Below are 26,820 nucleotides of genomic sequence, written 5' to 3' on the forward strand. Positions count from 1 at the left end.
CGCCCTGTTTTGGGGAGAAAAAGCCGCGTAAAACAGGTTATTTTATTAACAGGAATCGTAGTATCCGCTTATGAGTATGCTTCGCACCACAGCTTTATTATTGACTCTGGTTTTTCCGAGTCTTTCCGCTTTAGCAACGGAATACCCTTTACCGTCTTCGAAGAGTCGGTTAGTTGGCGAGAACCTGTATTACACAGTGCCAGAGGGTAAACACACCCTCGAAGATATTGCCGCTAAATTCCAACTCGGTCTAAGCAACTTGCTGGAAGCAAACCCTGGCGTGGATCCTTTCCTACCAACACCAGGCAGCAAGCTATTAATTCCTCAACAGCTCATTCTGCCAAATGCGCCGCGTGAAGGCATTGTCATCAACGTCGCCGAAATGCGCCTGTATTACTATCCAAAAGGTAAGAACACCGTTGAAGTGCTGCCAATCGGTATTGGTCAGATTGGTAAAGATACCCCTGAAAACTGGGTCACCAGTGTTCAACGTAAACGCGCTAACCCAACTTGGACACCGACACCACGTATTCGTAAAGAATATGCGGCAAGGGGCGAAATTCTGCCTGCGGTATGGCCAGCGGGTCCCGATAACCCAATGGGACTCTACGCGCTCTACATTGGTAACTTGTATGCCATCCATGGTACCAACGCCAGCTTCGGTATTGGTTTACGTGTCAGCCAAGGCTGCGTGCGTTTACGCCACGATGACATTGAACACTTATTCAAAACGGTTCCAGTGGGTACCCGAGTACAATTTGTGAACCAACCGATTAAAGCGACCGAAGAACCAGATGGTAAGCGCTACTTAGCCGTGCACCAGCCACTGTCGCGCACCATTGCCGAGTTTGAATCAGCAGAGCCAGTCTCTCTGACCTTACCGAAAGACATCGCCAAGTTTATTGCCAAGGCCGATACCGATTCAGCAGTGATTAAAAAACTGCTCGATGAGCGTACAGGCGTACCAACGATTATTAATCAGTAATAAGCGAATCAATAGAGTAGCGGGTGATGCCGCTACCCCCATAAAAATACCCGCCTAGGCGGGTATTTTTGTTTCAATCGAAATAGCACTTATCGAATCAATCGCATAATGGTGCGCAAAGGGCCAAGAAATGGGTCATTGCCGCGCTATTTGCCAAGACGCGTTGGTCGAAGTTTTGCAGTGCTGGCGTTTCAGTACAGGCACCGACACGCGCGCCGCTACGCACTAAACACGCCTCAAATGAGGTATCGAAGTGGTTGAAAATGAGGCCATCTTTAACCGGGCAACCATCAATATCACCATCGGCCGCGATAGGGAAATAACCCCCTAAGGTATCGCGTAAATCGAGACTAAAACGTCCCGGCACTTGGCTTGGTTCGAAAGAATACACATAAGCATCACGGCTCAGCACATCCTCATGGCAGGTTAAAATACCGTCACGGCTCGCTCCAATGAGTAATTGTGCGTGTTCTAACAGCAGTTTACCTTCCACCGAGGTGCTCTCGTTGGCCTTAGGTTTACCGTTTTCGAACACGAAGCCACGGTTTGGGTTTTCGCCAAACTTATTAAATCTATGGCCACGCTTAAAGCCTGTTGGGTTCACCAGAGGCAGAATGCTCAAATTCACCCGTTCGAATAAATCGACCGATGCTTCACTTAAAAAGTGCAGTAAGCCCCAAGGGCCTGCCGATTCTTCACCGTGAAACCCTGCGCTGATCAATAACGAAGGTAAGCCAGATTTGGCGGCGGGAGATTGATACAGACTGACGCTGTACTTGCCGACTTCACCGAGTTTTTTCTCAACCATCCCCAAACGGGACATTTCCTGCTCAAGCTGTAGATAAAAATTATCGATATCAGTGCTTTCACAGTTAAAAATATCGCTTTTCCACTGAAAGGATTCGAACGGAGATCTGCTTACCATATCTTGTACTTATGCCAGAAAAAGAACTGTGCCATCATAGCAGTTCTTTTAAAAAACTGAATGCTATTCAACTGATTTAGATGAAATCTGACGAGTGGGTTAAGCTGCTTACACAACTACACGAATGAAAGCCTTCAGCGGGTAATTTAGATAGGATGCTAAATGAGACCATACCTTAGCGGTTATTTTGGCCTAGTTATCGCGTTGCTTAGTCCTGCGCTTAAGGCGCAGTGCCAGATAACGGGCACCGAGCGACTGTATCAACTCGAGTCGCAAATTGAGACTTACACTTTGGCCAATGGCCTCACTGTGCACCTCTTGCCACAAGCGGATAAGCATACCCTGACCATTGCCAGCCAATTTAATGTCGGCGCGCGCAACGAGGCCAAGGGCCAAACTGGCTATGCGCACTTATTCGAGCACATGCTCTTCAAGGGCAGTGAGCAGGCTCCCGGCGACAGCTATGCCCAGCAGTTAAGTGCCCTTGGGGCGCGTTTTAACGCCAGCACCCATTTCGATTACACCAATTATTACGTCACTCTACCCAGCCAAGCCCTCGGCTTAGGGCTGTTCCTCGAGGCCGATCGTTTTATTCGCCCCGATTTGAACCAGACTACGGTGAAAAATCAGCAGGAAACCGTGCTCCAAGAAATGGCGCAAACCATAGATAACCAGCCCTACGTGCGCAGTGCGATGGAATTTTTACTAGAGCAGGTTAAGGATACGCCCTACGGCCACGGTATTATTGGCAGTCGTGAGGATATTACCGAGGCAAGTCCCGAGCGTTTAACCGCCTTTCATCGCGACCATTATCGTCCCGATGCGATGCAGTTATCCTTAGTCGGCAAGCTTCCCTCCGACGTTAAGTCGCTTATAGCACAATACTTTAATGCTTGGCCCACACCTAGTCAGCCCATAGCCGAATTTGATGAGCTGAAAATCCCCCCCAAACCCGTGCATGCAGAGCTTATCGATGAGCGCGGTCCTTGGCCCGGCTTACTGCTCGCCTGGCATACTGTGGGTAAAAATCATCCCGACGCCGCCGCGATTCGCCTGCTCGAAGGCGATTTATTTCAAAATACCCGCAGCGCCATAGCGCAAATCAGCCAGCACGATCCGGCACAAATGTTAAGTTATTCACTGCCCTTTGAGCTGGAAAATCATGGCATAACCAATCTGGTCTTAGTGCCTCGGGCCAAAACCTCCCTCGATGACTTAACGGAAAAGGTTTTAGGCGTGGTTGCTAAAGTGCAGCAGACACCATTGAGCGACGCAGAACTATGTCAACTCAAACAGACCTGGCTGAACAATCAGCTAGCGCTGCTCGATAACACTCAATCGCTCGCCACCCTGTTATCCGCCACGGCGAAACAAGACCAAATACATCCTTTAACGGCCCAGTGGCAACGGATTAACTCCGTTAGTGCAGAGGATATTCAACGGGTGGCCACGCGATACTTTACCACCGATATGGTCAGGGTTGACCTGTTACCGCCTTGGTATATCCGCGTAGGAAAGACATTGCTGGAGTGGCTGCCATCGGGTGTGAGCGATAGCCTTGAGGACGCGGTACTATGATAAAAACGATTCCATTCACTAGATTGGCAATAGTGCAAAATATCCTTAAAGGCCTAAAAGCCATGAGCCTTGGCCTTATCGGTATCTCGCTAATGGCCTGCCAACAGACCCAGCTTAACTTTACCGCCACCCAAGCGCCCAGCTTGGCAAGCTTCGATACCCCAACTCAGCTACCGGAGGTGGGGCTGATCCGCCTGCCCACGGAATCGGCTTTTATCGATGTGGTGCCCGATGGCTTAACACTCCCCTACCAGCTCCACACAGTACACAGCAGCCAAGGGCTGAGTAATAGGGTGAGCCTCGTCGCCATCAGTCCCAGCATGCCCTTCGAAAATCCGGATATTTTACAGTTTGCCTTGCAGGAAAAAGCCCGCAGTCTGGCGCTCAACCAAACCGATGCCTGCCTTGAAACCTTTGAGACTCGCGTTACCCTGCACAGTATCAATCTGAGCCTAGCCTGCCCCATGCCGGTTAATCATCTCTATCGCCTATTGATACAATTTTGGCAAGCCGATGCGTTTAGCGAACATGGAGTGGCAGCGGTCGATATCGACAATATCCGCCGCCAATTGAAACTCAATAAGCACTTAAATGCCTTTAGTGGCGTCGAAATTGATAAAGTCTGGCGCGATAAACTCCTTGGGGCGGCACATCCCTATAATCAGAGCATCAATAATCAGGCTCTGTACGACTCACTCATCTTAAGTGAACTGTCGCAATTGCAGCAGCGCACGTTTGCCCAAGCAAAGTGGCACCTGTTTTTAGAAGGCACAGAGGCCGCAGTAGCCGAGTTTGATCTCAAGCAAAGCCTCGCCCTGTGGCCGAGGGATACAAACTCAAGCTTGCCAACGGCATCAACAAAACCAAAATCGGTTAATCAAGCGACTTCGTCGATAAAGCAGTCCCACACTATCTATCTGATTGATGCGCCGGGGAGTGTACAAACTCAGGTACGGATCGGTTATGCCCTCGACGATAAACACTTATCAGCACAGGATATTCCACTCGCTTGCCGCAGTTTGGCCGCCATCTTGGGACGCAGTTTTTCGGGTCGGCTCTATTACGACTTACGTGAACAACGCGGCTTAACCTATGGCATTTACGGCCAATGCGCTAATGCGCCGCTTGCCACCAGCATCAAGTTTTATGGCAGTACGGCGATAGAACACACGGGCGCCTTTGTGGTGGGGATTTTAGATCATCTCAAGCTGCTGGCCTCGGCGCCCGCGAGCGAAGGGGAAATCGCCGCCCTTAAAACCTATCTGATTGGCGAAGCACTGTTAACGCAAGACAATCCCAGCCAGCGCGAAACCCTGTTTATTCATCAGCTCGCAACAGGGTTAACTCAAGCTGAAGTGCAAAAGCTCAATACAGAGTTACAGGCTCAAACGCCCGAAAGGCTACAGCAGTTAGCTAATAAGGCGTTTAGCGGTGAGCCATTAATCATCTTGCGAGGCGATATAGAACAAATCGTCCCAGACTTAAAAGCGAAACTGCCAGAATGGCAGCTTGAAAGGGTCAAGGTGGACTAATGCTTAATGGAGAAAATCGAAGCTGAGTAAATAGCTAGCGCAACTTGTAGTAGCAACGTTCCGGGCGGCCGATGGAGCCATAACTTTGGTCCGCCGCCAGCTCATTGCATTCCAACAAAAACTCTAAATAACGCCGCGCAGTAGAACGGCTAACGCCTAGCTTTTCACCCACCATTTGCGCCGTGAGTTTATCCTGCGGCTTAGCATCAAACACTTCACGGATTTTCTGTAGGGTCAATTGATCGACCCCCTTTGGCAAACGAGCGGCAGCCTTGGTCGTCCCTGTCGGCACTTCCATAAAGGCATCGACCACGGATTGAGTCAGCTCTTCTGTGGCAGAAAGTTTGAGCTGGCGACTCTCAAATCGACTCAAAGCTTGGTCTAACCGGCTCAACAGTACAGGTTTCACCAGAAAATCGAACACGCCCAGCTGCATGGCTTTTTCTAAAATCTGCACTTCCTTGGCCGCAGTGAGCAATACCACTTCGCTGCGGATCCCTTGGCTGCGTAATTCTGCCAGTAAATTCAAACCATTACCGTCGGGTAAATACACGTCTAGCAGTAAGAGGTCCGGCGTGATGGCGCCCAATAAAGACCGCGCGGTACTGATATCGCTGGCCATGCCAATCACTTTATAACGATTGGTCGAGAACAAATATTGCGCAACCAAATGGGCGACTTCGACTTCATCCTCAACGATGATCACTGTATGCATTAAACGGTACCTACTTCAGGTAAAGGTTTAGTGGGAATATACACAGAAAAACGCGCTCCACCTAAATCTGAGTCGGCAAACTCTAAGCTGCCATGGCAGGCACACAGGTAAGTATTAACGATATACATGCCCACACCGTGCTGCGCCCCCTGCTTAGAGCTGTAATCTGGATCGAATATCGTACTGTACTCGGTTTTAGAAATCCCATCGCCACTGTCTTCCACATCAAAAATCAGGTTAGAGGCGGTTTCATCTAAAGTTACGACCACGCGGCGGGGCTTATGATTGTTCGCCCTGTGCACAGCCTCAATGGCATTATCGATAAGGTTGCCCATAATCGACACCATCCGCTCAAGCATAATGGCGTCTTGAACATCGCTGAGTTGACTGTCTGGGCTGATTTGAAACTCAATATTGAGCTCTTTCGCCTTGTGATACTTACCCAAGAGTAATCCGGCTATCGTCGGCTCATGGATTTGCGACAGTAATAAATGGATTTGAGCCTGCCAACCTTGGCTTTCTTGGCCGATAAATTCGACCGCTTTGTCGTAGGCTTTAAGTTGCAACAAGGCGCCTAGAGTATGGAGTTTATTCGAGTAATCATGGGTTTGCACTCTGAGCATTTCGGCAAACTCTTGCACTTTGGCCAGTTGTTGGCTCAAGCGCTCAATTTCATCGGCGGGGCGCATCGTCAGCAGCAAGCCATCATTTTGATCCCGCACCTGAAACGGCACCCGCGACATCACCAGCCATTGCTCATTGGCAAATAACTCGAATCCCCTGATGGTTTTGTTTTGATTCGTCAGTAGAAAATCGGCGTGCTGCGGCAATAAATCACTCAACATTAGATCATTAGGTTGGCAGGTCGGAGATAAGGCTAAGATCTCCCGCGCCCTTTGATTCAACTTGCGGATACGACCATCGGCATCCAATGCCACCACACCCATTCGCACTGTGTTAAGAATCGCGTCTTGCTCGACGAATAAACGGCCAATTTCAGCAGGTTGCAAGCCGAACAACATTTCCCGCACTTGCCGCCCCATCCAAAAAGCCACCAGCACGCCCATCAATAACACTCCTAGGACTGTCATGATGATTTCAGGAATACGTTTATCGATTAACGCGCCCACGGACTGACTCAAAAAGCCCACGGAAACCAAGCCGATAATTTCGCCTTGCTCGTCAAGCACTGGCACTTTACCGCGAATAGAACGACCTAAACTGCCCTGCGCCTCGGAGATATAAGACTCCCCTTCTAATGCCGCTTGGCTGTCACCGCCCTCCATCTTCTTGCCAATTTTATCTGAATCTGGGTGCACGATACGGTATTTATGAGTATCGCCCACCACGATAAAATCGGCCTTAGATGCTAGACGTATTCCTTCTATCGCGGCCAGCAATTTGGGGCTCGAATGCCCAGTCTGCAAAGCGGTAATCACATCGGCCCGTGTCGCGACTGCATGTGCCAGCCCTAATGCCTTAGCGCCCGATTGCTCAGTAATACTGCGGCTCAAAATTTGATAGCTGATGCCGCCAAATAAGGCGCACAGCAACAAACTCAGGCAAGTCACCCCACTGATTAACCAGGTTTCTAAGCGTTTAGGGCGTCTCATTAGCGTACCTTTACATTAAGAGGCTTTCGCCAATTTATCACTACGATGACTACGAATAAAACCGATCAATGGCACAGCCAGCATAGCGATTGCCACAATCAAGATAGTCAGTGTTAGCGGGCGTTCCCACAGAAAGCTCAAAGAACCATCGGAAGCGATCATAGCACGGCGGAAGTTACGCTCAATCATATCACCGAGGATGAAGCCCAGTAGCAGCGGCGCCATCGGAAATGCCAGCAAACGTAGCACCACAGCGACAATCGCAAAACCTATCATCAAGAACAGATCAAAGGTATTAAATGAGACTAAATACACCCCAATCAAACTGAAGAACAAAATCATTACAGTCAGAATCGACTTAGGCAAAGCCAGCACTTTGGCAAAATAAGGGATCAGCGGTAAATTCAGTACCAGCAGAATAATATTGCCGAAATACATAGAGATAATCACAGACCAAAACACGTCTGGACGCTCTTGCATCAACATAGGGCCAGGTTGAATACCATAAGCGATCAATGCACCAAGCATGATCGCCGTGGTACCCGACCCCGGAATACCTAAGGTCAATAAGGGTACAAATGAGCCAGTACAGGCCGCATTGTTAGCCGACTCAGGCGCCGCAACACCGCGAATCGAGCCCTTACCAAACTCATCGCGTTTCGCGCCGCGGGATAAATTACGCTCAGTGCCGTAGGCCATAAAGCTGGCAATCGTTGCGCCTGCGCCCGGTAATACCCCAATCAAAAAACCGAAAATCGACGAGCGACCAATCACAGGCGCTATCTCTTTTACTTCCTCTTTGGTTAAGCGAGTGCTGCCAATCGGCTGCGCCGAAAAGTTGATGTTTTCGGTCGACTTCGGCGGCTTAATCACATTCATTAACGCTTCCGACAGGGCAAAAGTCGCCATAGCGATTAACAGAAAACTGATGCCATCGAGTAAATCTGGCTGACCGAAGGTGAAGCGTTCCATCCCCGAGAAAGGATCGATCCCCACTGATGAGAGTAACAAACCTAAGTGAGTCATCATCATGGCCTTGAGGAAATCGCCACGATTCGAAAACGCTGCAATGGCCGTCAAACCGAGGAACATCAAGACCACATAATCGCCCGATTGAAAGCTCAGTGATACTTGCGCTAATAATGGCGCCGCGACCATCAACATAATGGCGCCGATAGTGCCGCCGGTAAACGAAGCATAGGCCGCAATCGCTAATGCTTTGCCCGCCATGCCTTTTTGCGCCATTGGATAACCATCAAATGACGTCGCAACCGTTCCTGCTACGCCAGGGGCGTTGATCAGAATTGATGATGTCGACCCACCAAAAATAGCGCCGTAGTACACGCCCGCCATTAAGATCATCCCTGAACTGGGGCCAATACTGTAAGTCACAGGGATCATCAAGGCGATCGCTGTGATCGGCCCTAATCCCGGCAGCATACCGATCACTGTGCCGACCAAGCAGCCTAAGACTACATACATGAGGTTTTGCAATTCAAACGCGGTCGATAGACCAATAAACATTGCATCGAACATAGTTAACTCCAAAGAGAACCTGAGGCCAAGTAAATACCTAAGACTTGCGTCATCAACACCCAGAACACCAACACCACGGGCACAGAGGCGAGCAACAAGATCTTAAAGCGGCGCTCTCCCATCAACCAAAATCCAGCGACCAAAAACAATAAAGTAGCGACAACAAACCCCAACGGTTCGAGTCCGGCGGCATACAAGACCATCAGCACAATCAGCGCCGCGGTTTGTTGTAAGGCGGCTTTTGTCAGCAGCGCCCCCCGCTGTTGAACCGTGTTTCCTTTCAGCAAGACAGCAACCAGAGAAAACAGACTAAACATCAGCCCCATGGCAGCATAAATCTTCGGCATAGTGGAAGACGTCACGACTTCAAATTCTTCAAACGGCAATAAGGGAATTTGCCATGCCAGCACGCCATATCCGGTAAACACGGCGACAAATAGCAAGGAACCAAGCAGATCACGATTCAACATCTGTCACTCCTTACTTAATAAAGCCCAGTTGCAACATAGTGGCTTTAAGCTGTTGCTCCTGTGCTTCCAATGACTTAATGAACTCGGCTTGGGGTTCAAACAAATTGATCCAACCATTACGGGCACGCACTTGTTCCCATTCGGGTGTCTTGAGCAGCGCCGCAAACTTGGCCACATACTCATCAACTTTGGCTTTAGGCGTATCGGGTGCAGCAAAGAAGCCACGCCAGTTAGTAAACGTCATGTCATAACCGAGGGACTTAATCGTCGGAACCTCTGGATATTCGGCAACAATTTCAGGCGCCGTCATCGCAAGGATCCGTCCTTGACCACTGCCTGCAATTTCTAACGCTTCACTAAATCCCGTCGACAATAAATCGACTTCGCCCGAGAGTAAGCCTGCCTTAGCTTGACCACCTGCATCGTAGGGAACATAACGTAAACGACCGCCATCTAAGCCCGCCGCCGCAATCGCTTGCGCCGCAACTAAGTGGTCCATACTGCCGCGCGCCGAGCCGCCAGCGATATTGAATCTTTGTGGATCCGCCTTAAAGGCAGTCAACACATCATCCCAGGTTTTCAACGGTGAATCGTTACGCACCACAAAGGCACCGTAATCGGCGACTATGCCAGCAACTGGCGTTAAATCGCGGTAACTAAACGGGATTTGCCCAGAAAGTGCACGGAGCACAATCGGAGTTGAGTTGACGAGTAAGATGTCGCCCTGTTTGTTTTTCGATTTGATCATAGAGGCAATCGCACGGCCGCCACCGCCGCCCGAGAGGTTTTCAAAAGAGGCATTACCATCGATTTTCGACTTCACTAAGGCTTCACCGACGCCGCGCGCCGTGGTATCCCAACCACCGCCTGGACCGCCAGGAATGATAAAGTGGATATCAGCACTCGCCATGCCAGAGACACCGAGTAACAGCGCACTCATGACTAAAGATTTCATTTTCAACATGATTCATTACTCCTAAAACACATATTGCAAACGGGCAGCAAAGGCATCGCCCACATCTTCATTGCCGACTAAGGCAATCGTGCCTGCCCCATCGACGGAAGAATGAATGTAGTTAGCCATCACTTTGATTTTTGGATTGAAGTAGTAAGACACACCTAAGGTATAGGTTTGGGCTTGAGTGCCTTGAAAGTCGGAGCTTGCATCCACGCTAGAGAAACGTGCCGCCAATTCCCATGCATCGGTTACGCCCTTAGGTTGAGAAAACACCGCGCTCCCCTTGGAATAGCTGCGCTGTTCGCCCGTTAAGAAGTAACTCGCCTGCAGGTAATACGCCTCATAACGCTCACCATCAAGCACAGACAGAGGATCTTGGGTCGTTAAATTCCGCTGGGCGTATTCGCCTTGCAATAACAAAGCCTTATGTTGGAATGCCAGCTCTAAACCCACTTGATTTAGCCGATCTATCGCCGCCGTTTCACCACCCGCAACATAGTTAATCAGGCGAGTATTGGTCTCTCGCAGTTCGCCGCGAGCAAAGCTGGCAGACAAGTTATCGCCGTCCATTTGGCGCGCCGAGTACCACAAGCCCGCATGCAGCACTTGGCCCGGTTCAGTGGCCTGTGACCAGGTCACTCGCGAGCTCAGGGCAAAATTCAAGTCATCGGTGTCATCTTTGCCATCGCTACCAAAGGCATCGTTTTTATAAACACCCAAGGCGTAACGTAAACCCGTGGTGGGGAAATATTGGTAGGCAGAAACACCCCAGCGGAAATAGGGTGACATAGTATCGGCAAGGCTAGAACGTTCGATCAGCGCAATGTGATTACTGCTGGTGAGCGCATCGAGGCTAATATCCTCACGCAACTTACCCAATTGCAGTTTAGGGCCATTCTCAAAACCCGAGTAACGCATCCTAGCCATGACGATTTCAGCAGTATTTTCAGCAAATTCAAGCAGTAGCTTGTAATCCCAATCCGATAATTCACCTTCCACAAAGGTACGTACTCGGCGGGGGAAAATTTCCTGCGCGCGACTGCCGTTATGTTCGGCGTTATAGGCACCATTGAAGAGGTTGTAATCGAGTTGAATACGACCACCTATCTCAAAGGCTGGCGCACTAGGCTCAGATGGAGTCGCGGCGGCATTCACTGCCTGCTGTTGTTTTAGCAGGTTTACTTCTTGAGTCAATTGGGTGAGTTGTGCTTGAAGCTCTTGTGGCGTTAAGTCTTGCGCATGCGCAAAACCAGTAAAAGCCACAGCGGTTGCCGCGGCAAGTAAGGTCAATTTAGGCATCAATGCCTCCTGTATTGCAGTCTGCCATTCCCAGTGGGAATGCCTGTGTTATTAGAATTGTGTCAGGTCTGTGACGGACTACTTCCTCGCCCAGGTAACGAAATGTATCGTTAACATTTCGTTAAAGATATTTAACGAACTTAATCTCCATTAAGGGACTTAAGGCGACTAAAAATCATAAAGCGCATGAACAAAATGAACTTAATTCAATATAAACGGCTTGAAGTGCACAAAATCGATAAGAATGAGAGGTAACTCAATGAAAATGCGGCACGAATATTAGCGGGCGCAAAATGTTAACAGATGAATGAAATCGCAGAAAAAAAGGACAAATTAACCCTTAAGAGGTAAAACCAAACATAGAGTGAATTCATAAAAGCAAACATAAGATCAAAGCGCAGTTACGCGCTTCTCGGGAACCTTGGCCAAAACTTGCAGCGAATAGTGAGCCGAATTTCGGTGCTAAGCATTAGCAACCATGGGCAAATAACAGTGGTTGAGCAAAAAAATGCTCACTCCATAGTATGCTACTGCTTATTGATTCGAGCTTATGGCTTAAATAAAAGATCTTAACAATCAGAGCTTATTGCCAGCATTCTCACTGGTGGGCGCGGCGCCATTATCCCCCTGCGCCATCTGTGCATGGCCTTGTTCCATTTGCTGTAAATCTTCCATCGCCGGATCCTGCGACAGAGCCGGCGGTTCGGACTCTTCGGATATGGCTGCGCTATTGTCGGCATTCGCGGTATCTGGCGCAGTCGTTTGTTGCGTGAGTAATGGAACATCCTGCTCCTGAGCCACGGGAGACACTTCAGCACTAAGCGGGTTATCACTCACATTCGGTAACCACTCACGCAATTGCTCGGGTCCAAAACTAAAACCTAAGGCGATGACGACCGTTGCCGCAGCAACATACAACCAAGGGCGAATGGCGCGATTATCGCCTCTTAATGAACCGCTCTCACTGGCATATAACTGCGTATCCGAGCGATGTTCTGCTGGCGCGAGTGCTTGCAGTATGTCTGGCAAGGTATCTAGCTCAGGGCCTTTAATCCGCTGACCAATAAACTGGCCGCCTTCGTAAATCTCCATCTGATGGCTGGCTACTTCACCTTCAACCACACCAGAATTGGTAATAATCAACTTATTACAACAGGCTCTGCCACTAAATAAACCGCAGACCCGCAGCTCATCACAGTTGATTTCACCGGAAATTTCACCACCGAGTTCAATCTTAATTTGTCCCGCTGAGCCAATCTTGCCCTGCAATTTACCCGCAACTAATGCCGTGCCCGCCAGTTGAATCTCACCCTCAATTGAGGTTGAGGCACTGATAAAAGTGACACTATTACCTTTGCTAGCCATAGGTTTAGTTCCATATCATTATTTTTGTGAAAAAGATGTTAAGTGAAAAGACCTGAATAATAAAGCATTGGATTCCTTTGATATTTGACTTGAGTCGGTTTTAGGTAAGATTTTAGTCCACTGATTAACTGTGTTAGGCTGGCAAGGTTTTTCAGCAAATTGGTGCTAAAACTCTCACACAAGATTAGCCCAAGCTGCTGCCGTAAAGGGATAACACTGACTCAATTTATGACAAATTCCATGGTCTTAAACCCACTCACAAGGGCAACCGCCCCCCAATCACCTCTGGCCATTTATCAGGCCCAAATTGGCGCCGGGCTGATTGAGGATCCCGCGCAGGCACAGGCGGTACTCGCCTTAGATAAGCTTTATCAGCAGATTATTGGTCGAACAGACGCTCAGCCAATCAAAGGCTTATATCTGTGGGGTGATGTTGGCCGGGGTAAAACCTTTCTTATGGATTTGTTCTTTGATGCCCTGCCACAGCAGGGGAAGCTTAGATTGCACTTTCATCGCTTTATGGCGCGGGTGCACCAAGCCTTAAAGCAACATGCGGGGCAGCGCGATCCCCTTAAGCTGATCGCAAAAAATTTAGCGCAGGAGTGCAAGGTACTCTGTTTCGATGAGTTTTTTGTCTCAGACATAGGTGATGCCATGATCCTCGCCGGATTGTTTGAGAGCCTGTTTGCCCAAGGGGTGGTACTGGTCGCCACATCCAATATTCCCATCGAGCGCTTATATGAAAATGGCCTCGCAAGGCACAGATTTTTACCCTGTATTGCCCAGCTCCTAGCCCATACCCAAATGCTGCATCTGAATGGCGAGCAAGACCACAGGTTGCACGCCTTGAATCACGAGCCATCGGCTGAGGCCATTGCCGCCACCTCAAAGAATATTGGCCTGACGGGCACACTGGATTTCGATGGCATTTTTGCAAAGCTCACCCAAGGCGCGCCAACGCTTGAAGCCTGCACGCTGCGCGTCTGTCAGCGTGATATTCCCGTCGAGCGCGCCACTGCTGAAGGGCAACTTCCTTCAGTTGCTTGGTTTGATTTTCATGCCCTGTGCGATGGCCCGCGCTCGCAACTCGACTATATTGAAATTGCGAGCCGATTTAAGGTGTTAATGCTCCGTAATGTGCCAAGACTCGGAGGCGAAGTAAAAGGTTGGATCCGCGCCCGCGGCACTGAAGATGGCACAGGCGACAATCAAGCGGCCACCACGGGAGAGCGGCAACTGTCCTACGCCGCTAACGATGACCCAGCGCGGCGTTTTATCAGCCTTATCGATGAGTTATACGATCAAGGGGTGAGATTATATTTAAGTTGCGACGTGCCACTGAACGAACTTTACCAAGGCGGCGCCCTCAGTTTTGAGTTTCGCCGCACCTATAGTCGACTCATTGAGATGAGCCAGCAAAGAGTCGAGTGAGTCAAAATGCCATGGCCACGGTTAACATCAGCAAGAAAGCGATATCAAGATGAATATTGGTGAATTATCCCAAAAGACCGGACTTGCGGCGTCGCGGATCCGATTCTACGAGCGCATTGGTTTACTCAAAGCGGTGAAGCGTAAAGCCAATGGTTACCGCAGTTATCCCCCTGAGGCAGTGATGGCACTCAAGATGATCACCACGGGGCAACAGGCGGGATTTAGCCTCGATGAACTTCGTTTATTACTGCCAGCCGATCTGGCCAACTGGGATCATCAGCATCTACTCACTACGCTGCGGCAAAAGGTCCACGATCTCGAAGAAATCGAGCGAAAAATCGCGCTCAATAAGGCCAAGTTATTGGAGGTCTTAAGCGAAATAGAGGCTAAACCCCAAGATATGGACTGCCAAACCAATGCGCAGCGGGTGATGTCTCAATTCGGCTGGGATATTTTACCCTCAAAATCACAACCCAAGACCAAATAACCCGATCACTGAAAGGCTTCAGATCGAAAACAATAACGGCCCCCTCTTTTGGCCACCACTTTGCTGGCTGTGGATTTAGCCTAAATGAGTCACCACACCCCTAATACCTTCTTTATTCTTATGGCATCACTTAGTGCGGTTTAAGCTCAAGCGAATAAACCCCAAGATTGGCTATTGACCTTAAACTTAGCTTTAACCTTAGGATAGTGGCAAACGAGTCATCCCTTTGGAGAAAACATGAGACAAACCATACTCGGAGCCAACGGCCAAATCGGCAGAGAACTAGCCCTTAGCCTTAACCGCGAGTTTGACTGTGACATTCGCCTTGTTAGCCGCAAGCCGCAAAAAGTGAATGCCACGGACGAGTTAAAGAGCGCCAACCTGCTCGACTTAGCACAAACCTTAGCCGCGGTGGAAGGCTCTGAAATCGTTTATCTCACGGCGGGACTGCCTATGGATACTCAGCTTTGGGTCGAGCAATGGCCTGTTATCATGGGTAATGTTATCCAGGCCTGTAAGACTCACGGCGCCAAGCTGGTGTATTTCGATAATACCTATATGTATCCGCAAACAGCGGCGCCGCAGCGCGAGGATGCAGCATTTGCGCCCAATGGTGCCAAAGGCCGCGTGAGGGGCGAAATCACCCAAATGTTACTCGATGAAATCCATGCGGGGCGACTCGAGGCGATGATCTGCCGCGCGCCAGAATTTTACGGCCCTGGCCAAACCCAGAGCATTACCAATACCACGGTTATCGACAATCTCGCCCAAGGGAAAAAGGCCAAAGTGTTTTTGCGTGACGATACGAAACGCAGTTTGATTTACACCCCAGATGCCAGCCGCGCCATGGCCTTACTCGGGAATACTCCCGATGCCTATGGCCAAACATGGCACTTACCCTGTGATGACAATAGGCTGACCTATAAGGAATTTATTACTCTTGCTGCCGACATTTTTAAAGTGCCGGCTCGATATACTGTGGTCAAAGAATGGCAACTGTGGCTCGCGGGTAAATTCAATCCCACCATACGAGATGCGGGAGAGTTGCTGCCCCGTTATCGCTGCGACAATCTATTTATTTCCGATAAATTTAAAGCCCATTTCCCTGATTTTAAGGTCACTCGCTTTGCACAAGGGTTGGCTGAAATCGCCAAGGAGCGCCAGTTAATCTAAGAGTATGCTCGATGGCGTCGTGGATAAGCATGACGCCATCACATGCACCCACTAATAGGTGGCGATTAAAAGATCCTTAATAACAAACACTTAAGCTATCACTCGCTAATAGCGACTTTTCCGGCCAGACCGACCAGTAACACGCCAGAAACGCCCTCAAGTCCGCGAGCGTAACGCTGTGAATCGGCTCGATTAAATAACCAGCTACCACTGGCGGCATATAGCAGATTGACCAAGGTTGCTAAGCCACTGAAGAGTAAACCTAAGATCAACAGCTGCGTGGTAACCGCGCCCGAGGCGGGGTCGATAAATTGCGGTAAAAACGATAGGAAAAACAACGCTACCTTAGGATTTAACACACTCACCACCACGCCCTGTAAAAACACATTGGTGTTTGGCGCGGCGTTGTCGCCAATCACGATTCTGCTCTGGCCCTGCCAGCAGGATATCAGTACTTTTACACCTAAATACAATAAGTAAGCCGCACCGAGCCATTTCACTATATTAAAGGCCAAGGCCGAACTTAAGATAATGGCGGAGAGCCCTAAGCAAGCGGCCAAGGTATGCACAAAATAACCGGTCCCTAATCCTAACGCCGCTTTAAGACCGCTTGCCACCTTACCCTTCATAGTGTTCGAAACGATGTAGATCACATCGGGTCCTGGGATCAGATTGATTGAGAGACACGCAATCACAAACATCAACAACGAATCTAGCTCCATTTAAATTCCTTTTTACTTCTGTACCTATTATTTTGTCTAAACTACCCATCGTCAGTTAAACGCCAAGACGGAGTATCATCCATTAAACCGTTGGCTTAACTGCTGAATATCCACGGCAACCCACTCAGGTTCAATACACTCGGCGAGCTGACTCGCCATAAACGACACCAACTGCATGGCAGCATAGGGTAAGCGCCTATCCTTGCGCCCCACCAGATACCAGTTACTCTCCAGTGGAAATCCGTTCACCGACAATATTGCGGGTTTTTCACGGCCTTCTTGCAGAGTGTGGGCCGAAATCACCGATAAGCCTAAGCCCGATGCCACGCTTAAACGGATGGCCTCGTTGCTCTCAATTTGCATAGTGTCGCTCAAGGCAATGCCTTGGGCGCTACACCAAGACTCAAACATCAGCCGTGTGGCAGAGCCTGGCTCGCGCATGATAAAGCGCTCTTGTTTCAACTCGCTAAAGTTGAGATGTTGGCGCTCAACTGCCCAATGGTCCTTAGGGGCTATCAGTTGCAGCGGATTTTTAATGATCCGCGCAGATAATACATGCTCACCACTTGGGGGATGACTAAAGAGATATAAATCATCTTCTTGACGTTCGAATCGCCCCAAAATATGCGCACGGTTGCCAATATTCAGAGTGACTTTCACCTGCGGAAATTGCCGATAGAAGGCCCCTAAAATCCGAGGCATCACGTATTTTGCCGTGGTCACTAGACCAATATTGATATGGCCCACACTGCCGCCCCTCGCCTGCTGGATAAAGGCATCGAAGTCTTCGAAACGACTCAAGGTATCGCAGGCAACCCGATAGAGCTCTTGCCCAACTAAGGTCGGCTGCATTCGCCCCTCTGCGCTTACTAACAGAGGCTCACCCAAAATATCCGCCAATTTCTTCAGTTGTAGCGAGACCGTCGGCTGAGTGAGATGCAAGGCGCGCGCGGCGGCTGAGATATTGCCAAGCCTGACGACCTGCACATAGACCTCAAGCAAACGAAAGCTTAAGTGCCGAAGTTTAAGTTGGCCTTGGGATGATTTATCCATAGATTTTTATCTATACCTAATCTGCAAATAATTTATTTTTCAATATAGCGAATTGGGTTCAGAATCTCCAGCCATCGATGCCCGTGGAACTTTCTCGGCGCATTATTCTGTTGATGTCGTTATTAATGAGATACTTATGCCAGATATTGTCATTGCGTTTTTCGCCTTAGGTTTACTCGCCGGTTTGGTTAAATCCGATCTTAAGGTCCCCCCCGCCATCTACGAAACCCTCTCGATTTTGTTAATGCTGACCTTAGGGCTTAAGGGCGGTATGGCGCTGCACGGCCATACCCAAAACCTAGTGATCACCGAATTGGTTGCCGTTGTCGCCTTAGGCTTACTGATCCCCTTAGTGCTTTACCCTGTGCTGACGCGCTTAGTGCAACTCGGTCGAACCGATGCCATCAGTATCGCCGCCCATTATGGGTCGGTGAGCGCGGGCACCTTTGCCGTGGTTCTCGCCATGGTGGAAAAATCAGGGATGACATTAAGACCAGAAACCACCCTATACCTAGTGCTACTCGAACTGCCCGCGATTGTGGTTATGCTCTGGCTGCACAGATACTTAAGCTCAAAACAGGCGGGGCAAGATGCCGCGCCAACGGCCCATAAATCCAGTGTGTTGCACGAGGCGCTAACCAGCCGTGGCGTCGTGCTACTGGTTGGCGGTGTCGTGATAGGTTGGCTCTATGGCCCGACGGGACTTGCCCCTCTCACACCAGTGCTGCTCGGCGGCTTTAAAACCCTACTGGCACTGTTTTTACTAGAGATGGGCTTAGTCACGGCAAAAGTTTGCTTACCACTGCCACTACAACAATGGCGTCTGTTAGTATTTGCCGCCGTAACGCCGTTTATCTTGGCATGGTGTGGTATCGGAGTCGGTTTGTGGTTGGAATTGCCCGAAGGTAGCATCTTAATACTTGCGGCCTTAAGTGCCAGCGCCTCCTATATTGCAGCGCCTGCCGCTATCCGCGCCGCGATTCCCGAGGCCAATATCGGTTTAGCGATGCTGGCATCGCTGGGGATTACCTTCCCGGTAAACGTGCTAATCGGTTTGCCCCTGTATCAGCACTGGGTGATACAAATTACCGCTTAAACTTCGCCCATAAAAAAGGGAGACGACAGTCTCCCTTTTTAGCTTTTCAATCTGCTTATCACTGAACCAACGCCCAATCCACTAGGGCTTATCCAAGTGGTGTAAGGCTTTGTTTTCATACATAGCCCGGTCGGCGGTATCGAGTAAATCCTCAAGGTTCATATCGGATTCTGGCGACCAATGGGCAACACCGATACTGGTTTCTAACGGGCGTTGCTGCGGACGTTGCTGATTATATTGCTCAAGCAATAACTTAAAACGCTCGATGGCAAAACTGACGGTATCAGGCTGCACAAAACTGAGCAGCACCACAAACTCATCTCCGCCCAATCTGGCTATCACATCGGACTCTCTAAACGCTGCCATTAAAATATGGGCAAAATCATAGAGCACTTGGTCGCCCTTACGATGGCCAAAGCTGTCGTTTACTTCTTTAAAAAAGTCGAGGTCAAAAAACACTAACGCCGCTTTTGCGTTAGTACGTCGACAACTGGCAAGAGATTGATAGGCTAGCAGTTCAAACCCACGCCGATTAGAGATCATGGTGAGCGGATCTAAGGTATTTTGCGCGATAAACAGCAGTTCGGCTTCAACCATTTGCCCCAGATCCGTTAAGGTTTCAATGTCATCGTCGCTAAACTCCCGCGGCTCATTGCCGATTAAACACAGCGTCCCGACCCGATATTCCCCTTGAATGGTAAGAGGATAACCCGCATAAAACCGGATATGCGGAGGCTCGGTAACTAAGGGGTTATCGAAAAAACGGGGATCCTTGAGGGCATCGTTAACGATAAACACGCCATCATGGTTAATAGCATGGGCGCAAAAGGAAATATCCCTTGGAGTTTCAGTCACCTCTAACCCTTGGCGAGACTTAAACCACTGACGATTCGCGTCGACTAGGGTCACCACGCAAATCGGCAGGGCAAAGATCCGCCGCGTTAGCCGAGTGATCCTGTCGAATCTTTCCTCGGCATCGGTATCGAGTACATTCAGCGCCCTCAGGGTGGCTAAACGTTGTAACTCATTCTCAGGAATGGGAGGTAATTGCATAGTACACTCCGCTAATGGCTCTCTAACAAGCTTAGACTAACTGCAAGGCCCACGTTGATTTACTCAAGGATTGCCTGATAAATCACAACCACTCTCTCCGCGTGGGCAGCCACATCATCAAAGGCCAACTTACCGGCTTTTTGTTGCAGGGTGAGACGATGATTTTCATCCCGTAGCCAGCAATAACTCTGAGTCAAATGCTGCGCGCTCATGAGCGGCAAAAGCTCAAGCTCTGCCAGCACACCAAAAATACGCACGTTATCAGACCAAATCGACAATTCGGGATACTCATGTGCGTGAGCAAGCACTAAATATTGGGCGATAAACTCAATATCCGTGATCCCGCCGGGGCTCTGTTTTAAGTCGAATTCACCTTCGCTGACTTTAAGTAAATGGTCACGCATCTTTTGGCGCATCTCACGCACGGCCTTTTTCAGCTCGTCCTTGTCCCTTGATTGCTCAAGCACAGAGGCGCGGATCTGGCTAAATTTAGCCGCTAAACTATTATCGCCAAAAACAAAACGTGAGCGCACTAAGGCTTGATGTTCCCATGTCCAGGCCTCCTGCGCTTGATACTCACCAAAGCGCGCAATCTCACTCACCATTAAGCCCGATGCGCCAGACGGACGCAGGCGCATATCCACTTCATACAACTCACCCGAGGTGGTTCGGGTCGAGAATAAGTGCAAAATACGTTGAGCCAGTTTCAAATAAAAATGACCCACTTCTATCGGTCTATCGCCATTGGTAAGGCTGTTGGCCATATTTTCGGGCGCTTCGTAGAGGAAAACTAAATCCAGATCCGAACCGTAACCCAATTCGATACCGCCTAACTTGCCATAGCCTATGACCGCAAAGCCGGTGTCGTTGCCTTCTTCAAGATAACTGGGCACACCATGACGCACCGCCACTTGTTGCCATGCCTGCATAACCACTTGCTCGATAATGGCTTCGGCCAAGAAGGTTAAGTGGTCACTCACCTGCATCACAGGTAAAACGCCTGTCACATCGGCGGCAGCAATTTTCAGCTGTTGTGACAACTTAAACTGACGCAGCGCCTCCATTTGCTGCTCCATATCATCCTCAGGTACTCGCAGCAGATATTGGCGTAGCTCACTGGGGTAATCATCAAGCGAGGTTGTATCGTACAGATGCGCAGGGTCGATAAGCTCATCGAGCAACATCGGGAATTTAGCAAGCTGCGCCGCAATCCAAGGACTGGCGCAGCACAGGCTCACAAGCTGTTGCCGTGCGCCGGGGTTTTCGCACAGTAACTCAAGATAGGTCGTGCGCGTCAGAATTTGCTCTAGCACCTTTGAGACAGGCTCGAAGGCCGCTGAAGGGCTCGGCTGATTGAGTAACTCGTCCAGCAACCTTGGCATTAATTTATCGAGGGTCTCACGACCACGGGGGCCAATCGAGCGTTTAGTCACGGTGTCACGCCAACTGCTGAGCAGCGGCCAGAGTTTATCGTCGTCAATCTGCTGCTCGGCGAGGAGGTTAATCGCGTGGTCGTCCTGCTGCACATTCCACAGCTGCGCAGTCCAATGCTCGGCTTTCTCCTCCCCTTCTTCACCGCCCACTGTGGCTTTAAAATGGCGATGAATTTTCGCCATCGCCGCCTCGATATGGGTGCGAAGATCGGTTTCGTTGGTCATATCCAGCACTGCGCAAAGTCTTGCCCAATCGAGGGGATTATTTGGCAGTGTCTGGGTTTGCTTATCATCAATCGCCTGTAACAGGTTCTCGACTCGGCGCAGTAATAAGTAGCTGTGTTTTAGCTCATCGACCGCTAAGTATTCGAATTGACCTAGGCTGTAAAGGGTATCCATGGCCCCAAATAGGCTCTGCTGGCGCAGGGCGGGTTCACGACCGCCGCGGATCAGCTGAAAGCTTTGCACCACGAACTCCACCTCACGTATCCCGCCCGCACCGAGTTTAATATTGTCGGTTAACTGACGGCGACGCACTTCTTGGGCAATGAGTTGTTTCATTTTGCGCAGAGATTCAATCGCCGAGAAGTCGATATAACGGCGATAAACAAAGGGGCGCAGCAAGCTGTGTAATTCGTCGGAAAAATGGTTCCAAGGTCCGAGCGAACGGGCTTTAACCATGGCATAGCGTTCCCAATCCCGCCCTTGCTCTTGGTAATAATCCTCAAGGCCACTAAAACTCACCACCAATGGACCACTTTCGCCGTAGGGACGCAGGCGCATGTCGACGCGGAACACAAACCCATCGACAGTAATTTGGTCGAGTAAATTAACTAGCCGCTGCCCCATACGGATGAAAAACTGTTGATTATCGAGGCTTCGGCGCCCCCCCACAGTTTCGCCATGTTCGGGGAAGGTAAAGATAAGGTCGATATCGGAGGAGAAGTTAAGCTCACGCCCACCGAGCTTGCCCATGCCCAAGATAAGCAAAGGCTGCGGGTTGCCCGCCTTATCCATAGGCGTGCCATATTGGGCACACATTTCTTTATAGAGCCAATCCCTTGCACCAATCACCAACGCTTCGGCGAGTGCCGAGAGGTCCAGCAGTGATTCTTCTAAGCTGGCGTAATCTAAAAAATCTCGCCAGGCTAAACGCACCATTTGATAGTTACGGAATCGACGTAATTGACGTTTTGCGAGGTCTTCAGTCGTCGCACTATTTAACTGTTCGTGTAGCTGGGCATCAAAGGTCTGCCGCTCCACTTGCTGTAGATCGCCTGCGAATAAAGTGTTAATCCACTCGGGTGACCGAGTTAACTGCGCTGCGATATAATCGCTTAATCCTAAAACGTTTTTCAGTTCTTGCTGCTGCGCAGGCGTTAAATTTGCCAGACCTTCTGACCATACTTCGGCGAGGCGTGCCCAATGACGATCTGAAGCTTGGGTAATGAGGGGAGACAATGACTTATTACTGTCTTTTTGTACGGCCATAATAATCCCTAACAAATTTAAACGTCGACATATTATGTCGCAAATGATATAGAATGAAGTCACATCAGGTTTGATGCCTTTGCCATGCATCAAGGCAAATTTCCCTCCATGGCAAACTCAACCCAAAAGAAGGTGGCCCCCTCTTTCTTGGCTGTTTAGGGTACTATAACCTGTGAGGCAAACATATTGGGCAAGTAGATTATTATTGTCCGCCCATATTTGAGTTTTATTTCAGCACTTTTGGAGAAAACATGGCAGGAATGCTAATGCGGGTTCTCACGTCGATACTCATTTTGGCCGCGACCTTATCGCTTACGGGTTGTGGCGATGACAGGCCAGAGAAAATTGAGAAGTATCAACAACTCACTCAGCAGCGCCTCTCGACACTCAATACTATGCTTGAGGACGGTCAGGTACGTAACGCTAATCTGCTCAAGCAATATAGCAGTTTGCTCAAACAGCAAAAGCCCGATTTTGCGCCACTCTTGGATGAATTAGCCAAGGATTCCACCGCCGAAGGGCCAATGTATACGTCGCTGAAGCGCCGCTTAGACGATGCCAAAAACTCGGCTAACTTTACCGATCTCGACCAGCAACTCGCCGAGGTTGAGAATCTCTATCAAGCGGCCGATCCCAGCCTGTATAACGACATGCTTTCCGATCCCGTCAACGTGATTGCCGATATGTCGGATGGCAAGCTTGCCCGCGTTAATGCCATCAGTCGTGAAGCGGCAGCCCTTGCCAATAATGCCGAAGATTTTGGCCCTGGTAGCCAATTGGTGGGTAACCCTGCTTACGGCAGCTGGCAGACAGACTCGAGCGGCATGTCTTTCTGGGCTTGGTACGGCATGTATTCGATGTTTTCGAATATTTTCCACCGCCCCATTTATTACGACCGTTGGTCGGGTAACCGTGGCTACAGCTATTACAACGACGTAGGTCGCTATCGCTATACCTCGCCAAAACAAGCACAGGCGCAGGAAAAAACCTTCGAGCAGACCAAAAAACGTTTCGATTCTCAAGGGAAACGCTTCGACAGCCCCTATTCAAAATCGCGCACGGGTGCCACGGCTCTCTCCCGTGAGAGCAGCAGCGCGCCTAAAACCAATACCACAGCGAATAAGTCGAGCGCGCAGTCGGGCAGCAAATTCCGCTCAAATTATTCTAAAGACAGCAGTTTCCGTAATTCCAGCAACCGCACGACCCGCAGTGTGCGCCGAGGCAAGTAAACTAAAGGATCTCCCATGACATTATTTCAGGATTTCGGTATCACACCAGAGCTAGTCACCATACTGGCAATTGACCTCACGATTGCGGTTATCTTATTGACATTAATGCGTTATTTGCAGGGTTGGAGCGTCAGAGTCAATAGCAGTAAAGAGCTGGCTGAACGCGATAACTTTGCCTTTGGGATCAGCACCGCCGGCGCTGTTGCCGCGCTCGGCATAGTGCTGACAGGCGCAATTACTGGCGCTGCTGCCCCCTCCTATTTAACCGAAGCCATTGGCATGAGTGCCTACGGGTTATTTGGTTTAGTGCTGATTAAACTCGGACGTTTTTTACACGACAAAATCGCGCTAAACGAGTTAGATAAGAATCAACAAATCCTTAAAGGCAACGTGTCTGTCGCCATTGTGGATGCGAGTGCTGCCATCGCTACCGCGATTATTATTCGTGCCGTACTGCTGTGGGCCGAGGATTTAACACTCGACACCTTTATTGCCATCTTCAGCGCCTTTGCGATTTCGCAGTTGATGCTAGTGCTGCTCACCCGCCTACGCGAAAAACGCTTCGCGAGTCGTAATCAAGACTCTTCCATGCAGCAAGCTCTCGCCCAAGGCCACACGGCATTAGCCATTCGCCATGCAGGCTTTATGATCGCCATGGCACTTAGCTTTAATGCTGCGAGTCATTTTATCCTGTTCAACCCAACCGCCTATGTGACTAACATCATCGGTTGGTTAGTGTTCTCTATCATCATGTTGGTGGTACTGACACTGCTACTGTTTGTGATCAAAAAGCTGGTGCTGGCACGAATCGATTTGGCGGATGAGGTAGAGAGACAGCACAACATTGGTATCGCTGCTGTAGAAATGGCCATCAGTATTGCTATCGCACTTATTCTCACGGCCCTAATGGCGTAATCCAATGCACGAATCCCAAACAACTGGCTCAGCGACTCAAGCGGTAAAAACGAGTCGCCTAAGCTGGTTCGATGATGTCCTACTATTGGGCATTATGGCCGTACTCGCTGGGTGCGGCCTGATCTACGAATACCTGTTGTCCCACTACGCAGGCCGGATCTTAGGCGCGTTAGAAGCCGCCATTTACACTATGATCGGCCTGATGATCGTCTCCATGGGTCTTGGCGCCTTTGCCGCTCGCAAAATTAAAGATGCCTTTACCGGCTTTGTGGTGCTCGAACTCACGGTCGCGCTCTGTGGCTCGCTGGCGATTTTAATTACCGCTGCCGTGATAGGTTTGGGTCAGCAGCTGCCGATGCTTATCGCCTCCACCTTAGGCTTACCACCGGATCAACTGCCTGAAGGTGGCATGGTTGGTTCGCTACAAAAGCTGAGCGAATATCTGCCCTATATCTGGGGCGTTTCGCTCGGCTTGATGATCGGGATGGAAATTCCGCTGATCGCGAGGGTGAGACAATCCCTTTCTGACGAGCATTTACTCCACAACGCGGGGACGATTTACGGCGCCGACTATATTGGCGCAGGCATTGGCGCGGCTATTTGGGTCGGCTTTATGCTGGCCATCGATATTCAACTCGCTGCCGCGCTGACCGCCAGCTTTAACTTGCTCGCCGGCTTTGTGTTTATCTGGCGTTTTTGGCCCAAGATCCAAAGGGCAAAATTATTGCTCGCAGGGCATTTTGTGGTCACGGGCGTATTATTGCTGCTCGCCATTCAAGGGCCGAGTTGGGAGCTGCAGTTCAACAATCTGCTCTATAAAGACAAAGTGGTTTACGCTAAGGCCACGCGTTTTCAACAACTCACCTTTACCGAGCGCTTACGCGGCAATGGCCTCTCCCCCATATACTCTTTGTATATCAATGGCCGATTACAGTTTTCGAGTATCGATGAGCATATCTACCATGCGTTTTTAGTTCACCCAACGCTTGCGGCCAGCGCTCGCCATAACAAAGTATTAATCATTGGTGGTGGTGATGGTCTGGGCCTAAAGCAAGTGCTGCGTTGGGAGCCTGAGCAAGTGACCTTGCTCGATCTTGATGCCGCATTGGTGCAACTCTTTAAAACGCCCGATACGGATATGCCTAAGCGTCTAAGCCAAGCCCTGTTAGCCCTCAATGGCAATGCCTTTAACGATCCTCGCGTTAAGGTGATCCACGACGACGCCTTTAATGGGGTCGATAAATTGATTGCCGCAGGAGATAAATACGATGCCATTATTGTGGACTTGCCCGATCCTAGCCATCCCGATTTAAATAAGCTCTATTCGGATTATTTCTATCGCAAGCTCAAGGAACTAATGAGCAGTGATGGCGCTCTGACTGTACAGTCAACCTCGCCCTATCACGCGCAAAAGGCCTTTATCTCGGTCGCGAAAACCTTGGCTTTAGCGGGGTTTGACGTAAAACAGTATCACCATAACGTCCCAAGCTTTGGAGAATGGGGCTGGAGCATTGCCACCCTATCGGGAAAAGATGCCCAGCATCGCCTAGGCGAGCTGACAACACTACCGATAGCGGATGACTGGTTAACCTTAGGTTTAGTCAAAGGCGCCTTTGAATTTCCTGCCAATTTTTATCAGGACGCCGCCAATATTAAGCCTAACGAACTGGGTTCGTTGCAGTTGTACCATTATCATCAACAGGCATGGTCCGAAACCCAAGGACTGGATCTTTTTTAACGGATGAAGATAGTGCTTGACAT

General features: G+C 49.8%; 22 protein-coding genes. 10 read left to right on the forward strand and 12 right to left on the reverse strand.

The window, feature by feature from the left end; translation table 11 throughout:
* The first annotated feature begins 70 nt into the window (after positions 1 to 70).
* Positions 71 to 985: a L,D-transpeptidase family protein gene (locus SHEWMR4_RS16205; protein ID WP_011623835.1), complete on the forward strand. Its 915-nt coding sequence runs from the start codon at positions 71 to 73 to the stop codon at positions 983 to 985.
* A 97-nt stretch (positions 986 to 1,082) separates the two neighbouring features.
* Here the strand turns inward: SHEWMR4_RS16205 and SHEWMR4_RS16210 are convergent, their stop codons facing one another.
* A complete protein-coding gene (locus SHEWMR4_RS16210) occupies positions 1,083 to 1,910 on the reverse strand; it encodes a M14 family metallocarboxypeptidase (protein ID WP_011623836.1) in 828 nt (275 codons plus the stop codon).
* A gap of 162 nt (positions 1,911 to 2,072) precedes the next feature.
* Between SHEWMR4_RS16210 and SHEWMR4_RS16215 the strand changes: the two genes are divergently transcribed.
* Both SHEWMR4_RS16215 and SHEWMR4_RS16220 read left to right on the forward strand, forming a co-directional pair.
* Positions 2,073 to 3,488, forward strand: coding sequence for a M16 family metallopeptidase (locus SHEWMR4_RS16215; protein ID WP_011623837.1), 1,416 nt, complete (start codon positions 2,073 to 2,075; stop codon positions 3,486 to 3,488).
* Positions 3,485 to 5,020: a M16 family metallopeptidase gene (locus tag SHEWMR4_RS16220; RefSeq protein ID WP_011623838.1), complete on the forward strand. Its 1,536-nt coding sequence runs from the start codon at positions 3,485 to 3,487 to the stop codon at positions 5,018 to 5,020. The genes SHEWMR4_RS16215 and SHEWMR4_RS16220 overlap by 4 nt, the downstream gene beginning before the upstream one ends.
* Before the next feature lie 34 nt (positions 5,021 to 5,054).
* Here the strand turns inward: SHEWMR4_RS16220 and SHEWMR4_RS16225 are convergent, their stop codons facing one another.
* The 7 genes from SHEWMR4_RS16225 to SHEWMR4_RS16255 form a co-directional block, all read right to left on the reverse strand.
* Positions 5,055 to 5,735: a response regulator gene (locus SHEWMR4_RS16225; RefSeq protein WP_011623839.1), complete on the reverse strand. Its 681-nt coding sequence runs from the start codon at positions 5,733 to 5,735 to the stop codon at positions 5,055 to 5,057.
* On the reverse strand, positions 5,735 to 7,348 hold the full coding sequence (locus SHEWMR4_RS16230) for a sensor histidine kinase (protein WP_011623840.1): 1,614 nt from the start codon (positions 7,346 to 7,348) through the stop codon (positions 5,735 to 5,737). Before SHEWMR4_RS16230 ends, SHEWMR4_RS16225 begins: the two co-directional genes overlap by 1 nt.
* A 15-nt stretch (positions 7,349 to 7,363) precedes the next feature.
* Entirely contained in the window at positions 7,364 to 8,884 is a 1,521-nt protein-coding gene (locus SHEWMR4_RS16235; RefSeq protein WP_011623841.1) for a tripartite tricarboxylate transporter permease, read from the reverse strand.
* A gap of 2 nt (positions 8,885 to 8,886) precedes the next feature.
* A complete protein-coding gene (locus tag SHEWMR4_RS16240; RefSeq protein ID WP_006085948.1) occupies positions 8,887 to 9,354 on the reverse strand; it encodes a tripartite tricarboxylate transporter TctB family protein in 468 nt (155 codons plus the stop codon).
* A gap of 10 nt (positions 9,355 to 9,364) precedes the next feature.
* Complete coding sequence (locus tag SHEWMR4_RS16245; protein WP_011623842.1) at positions 9,365 to 10,318, reverse strand: tripartite tricarboxylate transporter substrate binding protein; 954 nt, start codon at positions 10,316 to 10,318, stop codon at positions 9,365 to 9,367.
* Between the two features lie 12 nt (positions 10,319 to 10,330).
* On the reverse strand, positions 10,331 to 11,611 hold the full coding sequence (locus tag SHEWMR4_RS16250) for an OprO/OprP family phosphate-selective porin (RefSeq protein WP_011623843.1): 1,281 nt from the start codon (positions 11,609 to 11,611) through the stop codon (positions 10,331 to 10,333).
* Positions 11,612 to 12,187: 576 nt separating this feature from the next.
* Positions 12,188 to 12,976 carry a bactofilin family protein gene (locus SHEWMR4_RS16255; RefSeq protein WP_011623844.1) on the reverse strand — a complete coding sequence of 263 codons (789 nt, stop codon included), beginning with the start codon at positions 12,974 to 12,976 and terminating at the stop codon, positions 12,188 to 12,190.
* Positions 12,977 to 13,204: 228 nt separating this feature from the next.
* Here SHEWMR4_RS16255 and zapE point away from each other — a divergent pair, with 228 nt between their 5' ends.
* The 3 genes from zapE (at position 13,205) to SHEWMR4_RS16270 (ending at position 16,067) form a co-directional block, all read left to right on the forward strand.
* Entirely contained in the window at positions 13,205 to 14,407 is a 1,203-nt protein-coding gene (gene zapE, locus SHEWMR4_RS16260) for a cell division protein ZapE (RefSeq protein WP_011623845.1), read from the forward strand.
* 49 nt (positions 14,408 to 14,456) lie between these two features.
* The gene (locus tag SHEWMR4_RS16265) at positions 14,457 to 14,894 is read left to right on the forward strand and encodes a MerR family transcriptional regulator (RefSeq protein ID WP_011623846.1); all 438 of its coding nucleotides are present in this window, start codon (positions 14,457 to 14,459) and stop codon (positions 14,892 to 14,894) included.
* A gap of 237 nt (positions 14,895 to 15,131) precedes the next feature.
* The gene (locus tag SHEWMR4_RS16270; RefSeq protein WP_011623847.1) at positions 15,132 to 16,067 is read left to right on the forward strand and encodes an NAD-dependent epimerase/dehydratase family protein; all 936 of its coding nucleotides are present in this window, start codon (positions 15,132 to 15,134) and stop codon (positions 16,065 to 16,067) included.
* 98 nt (positions 16,068 to 16,165) lie between these two features.
* Here the strand turns inward: SHEWMR4_RS16270 and SHEWMR4_RS16275 are convergent, their stop codons facing one another.
* Both SHEWMR4_RS16275 and SHEWMR4_RS16280 read right to left on the reverse strand, forming a co-directional pair.
* Positions 16,166 to 16,789: a LysE family translocator gene (locus tag SHEWMR4_RS16275; RefSeq protein ID WP_011623848.1), complete on the reverse strand. Its 624-nt coding sequence runs from the start codon at positions 16,787 to 16,789 to the stop codon at positions 16,166 to 16,168.
* Positions 16,790 to 16,864: 75 nt separating this feature from the next.
* Complete coding sequence (locus SHEWMR4_RS16280) at positions 16,865 to 17,842, reverse strand: LysR family transcriptional regulator (RefSeq protein ID WP_011623849.1); 978 nt, start codon at positions 17,840 to 17,842, stop codon at positions 16,865 to 16,867.
* A gap of 136 nt (positions 17,843 to 17,978) precedes the next feature.
* Between SHEWMR4_RS16280 and SHEWMR4_RS16285 the strand changes: the two genes are divergently transcribed.
* The gene (locus tag SHEWMR4_RS16285) at positions 17,979 to 18,938 is read left to right on the forward strand and encodes a sodium-dependent bicarbonate transport family permease (RefSeq protein WP_011623850.1); all 960 of its coding nucleotides are present in this window, start codon (positions 17,979 to 17,981) and stop codon (positions 18,936 to 18,938) included.
* A gap of 81 nt (positions 18,939 to 19,019) precedes the next feature.
* Here SHEWMR4_RS16285 and SHEWMR4_RS16290 read toward each other — a convergent pair whose 3' ends face one another.
* On the reverse strand, positions 19,020 to 19,991 hold the full coding sequence (locus SHEWMR4_RS16290; protein WP_011623851.1) for a sensor domain-containing diguanylate cyclase: 972 nt from the start codon (positions 19,989 to 19,991) through the stop codon (positions 19,020 to 19,022).
* 59 nt (positions 19,992 to 20,050) lie between these two features.
* On the reverse strand, positions 20,051 to 22,915 hold the full coding sequence (gene glnE / locus SHEWMR4_RS16295; RefSeq protein WP_011623852.1) for a bifunctional [glutamate--ammonia ligase]-adenylyl-L-tyrosine phosphorylase/[glutamate--ammonia-ligase] adenylyltransferase: 2,865 nt from the start codon (positions 22,913 to 22,915) through the stop codon (positions 20,051 to 20,053).
* Positions 22,916 to 23,166: 251 nt separating this feature from the next.
* Here glnE and SHEWMR4_RS16300 point away from each other — a divergent pair, with 251 nt between their 5' ends.
* Genes SHEWMR4_RS16300 through SHEWMR4_RS16310 form a run of 3 tightly spaced genes read left to right on the forward strand, consistent with a single transcriptional unit; the run spans position 23,167 to position 26,797 of the window.
* On the forward strand, positions 23,167 to 24,144 hold the full coding sequence (locus SHEWMR4_RS16300; RefSeq protein ID WP_011623853.1) for a hypothetical protein: 978 nt from the start codon (positions 23,167 to 23,169) through the stop codon (positions 24,142 to 24,144).
* Positions 24,145 to 24,159: 15 nt separating this feature from the next.
* Positions 24,160 to 25,059 carry a DUF350 domain-containing protein gene (locus SHEWMR4_RS16305; RefSeq protein WP_011623854.1) on the forward strand — a complete coding sequence of 300 codons (900 nt, stop codon included), beginning with the start codon at positions 24,160 to 24,162 and terminating at the stop codon, positions 25,057 to 25,059.
* A 4-nt stretch (positions 25,060 to 25,063) separates the two neighbouring features.
* Positions 25,064 to 26,797: a polyamine aminopropyltransferase gene (locus tag SHEWMR4_RS16310; protein ID WP_011623855.1), complete on the forward strand. Its 1,734-nt coding sequence runs from the start codon at positions 25,064 to 25,066 to the stop codon at positions 26,795 to 26,797.
* The last annotated feature ends 23 nt before the right edge of the window (positions 26,798 to 26,820 follow it).

This window comes from Shewanella sp. MR-4 (assembly GCF_000014685.1).
In the GTDB taxonomy this organism is placed as follows: Bacteria; Pseudomonadota; Gammaproteobacteria; order Enterobacterales; family Shewanellaceae; genus Shewanella.

Bases quoted from the DNA above. Each gene is read 5' to 3' on its own strand.
- SHEWMR4_RS16275 (WP_011623848.1), bottom strand. From the start codon at position 16,789: ATGGAGCTAGATTCGTTGTTGATGTTTGTGATTGCGTGTCTCTCAATC.
- SHEWMR4_RS16215 (WP_011623837.1), top strand. From the start codon at position 2,073: ATGAGACCATACCTTAGCGGTTATTTTGGCCTAGTTATCGCGTTGCTT.
- SHEWMR4_RS16290 (WP_011623851.1), bottom strand. From the start codon at position 19,991: ATGCAATTACCTCCCATTCCTGAGAATGAGTTACAACGTTTAGCCACC.
- glnE (WP_011623852.1), bottom strand. From the start codon at position 22,915: ATGGCCGTACAAAAAGACAGTAATAAGTCATTGTCTCCCCTCATTACC.
- SHEWMR4_RS16205 (WP_011623835.1), top strand. From the start codon at position 71: ATGAGTATGCTTCGCACCACAGCTTTATTATTGACTCTGGTTTTTCCG.
- SHEWMR4_RS16235 (WP_011623841.1), bottom strand. From the start codon at position 8,884: ATGTTCGATGCAATGTTTATTGGTCTATCGACCGCGTTTGAATTGCAA.
- SHEWMR4_RS16230 (WP_011623840.1), bottom strand. From the start codon at position 7,348: ATGAGACGCCCTAAACGCTTAGAAACCTGGTTAATCAGTGGGGTGACT.
- SHEWMR4_RS16250 (WP_011623843.1), bottom strand. From the start codon at position 11,611: ATGCCTAAATTGACCTTACTTGCCGCGGCAACCGCTGTGGCTTTTACT.
- SHEWMR4_RS16310 (WP_011623855.1), top strand. From the start codon at position 25,064: ATGCACGAATCCCAAACAACTGGCTCAGCGACTCAAGCGGTAAAAACG.
- SHEWMR4_RS16245 (WP_011623842.1), bottom strand. From the start codon at position 10,318: ATGTTGAAAATGAAATCTTTAGTCATGAGTGCGCTGTTACTCGGTGTC.
- SHEWMR4_RS16240 (WP_006085948.1), bottom strand. From the start codon at position 9,354: ATGTTGAATCGTGATCTGCTTGGTTCCTTGCTATTTGTCGCCGTGTTT.
- SHEWMR4_RS16220 (WP_011623838.1), top strand. From the start codon at position 3,485: ATGATAAAAACGATTCCATTCACTAGATTGGCAATAGTGCAAAATATC.
- SHEWMR4_RS16305 (WP_011623854.1), top strand. From the start codon at position 24,160: ATGACATTATTTCAGGATTTCGGTATCACACCAGAGCTAGTCACCATA.
- SHEWMR4_RS16285 (WP_011623850.1), top strand. From the start codon at position 17,979: ATGCCAGATATTGTCATTGCGTTTTTCGCCTTAGGTTTACTCGCCGGT.
- SHEWMR4_RS16255 (WP_011623844.1), bottom strand. From the start codon at position 12,976: ATGGCTAGCAAAGGTAATAGTGTCACTTTTATCAGTGCCTCAACCTCA.
- SHEWMR4_RS16210 (WP_011623836.1), bottom strand. From the start codon at position 1,910: ATGGTAAGCAGATCTCCGTTCGAATCCTTTCAGTGGAAAAGCGATATT.
- zapE (WP_011623845.1), top strand. From the start codon at position 13,205: ATGACAAATTCCATGGTCTTAAACCCACTCACAAGGGCAACCGCCCCC.
- SHEWMR4_RS16270 (WP_011623847.1), top strand. From the start codon at position 15,132: ATGAGACAAACCATACTCGGAGCCAACGGCCAAATCGGCAGAGAACTA.
- SHEWMR4_RS16265 (WP_011623846.1), top strand. From the start codon at position 14,457: ATGAATATTGGTGAATTATCCCAAAAGACCGGACTTGCGGCGTCGCGG.
- SHEWMR4_RS16225 (WP_011623839.1), bottom strand. From the start codon at position 5,735: ATGCATACAGTGATCATCGTTGAGGATGAAGTCGAAGTCGCCCATTTG.
- SHEWMR4_RS16280 (WP_011623849.1), bottom strand. From the start codon at position 17,842: ATGGATAAATCATCCCAAGGCCAACTTAAACTTCGGCACTTAAGCTTT.
- SHEWMR4_RS16300 (WP_011623853.1), top strand. From the start codon at position 23,167: ATGGCAGGAATGCTAATGCGGGTTCTCACGTCGATACTCATTTTGGCC.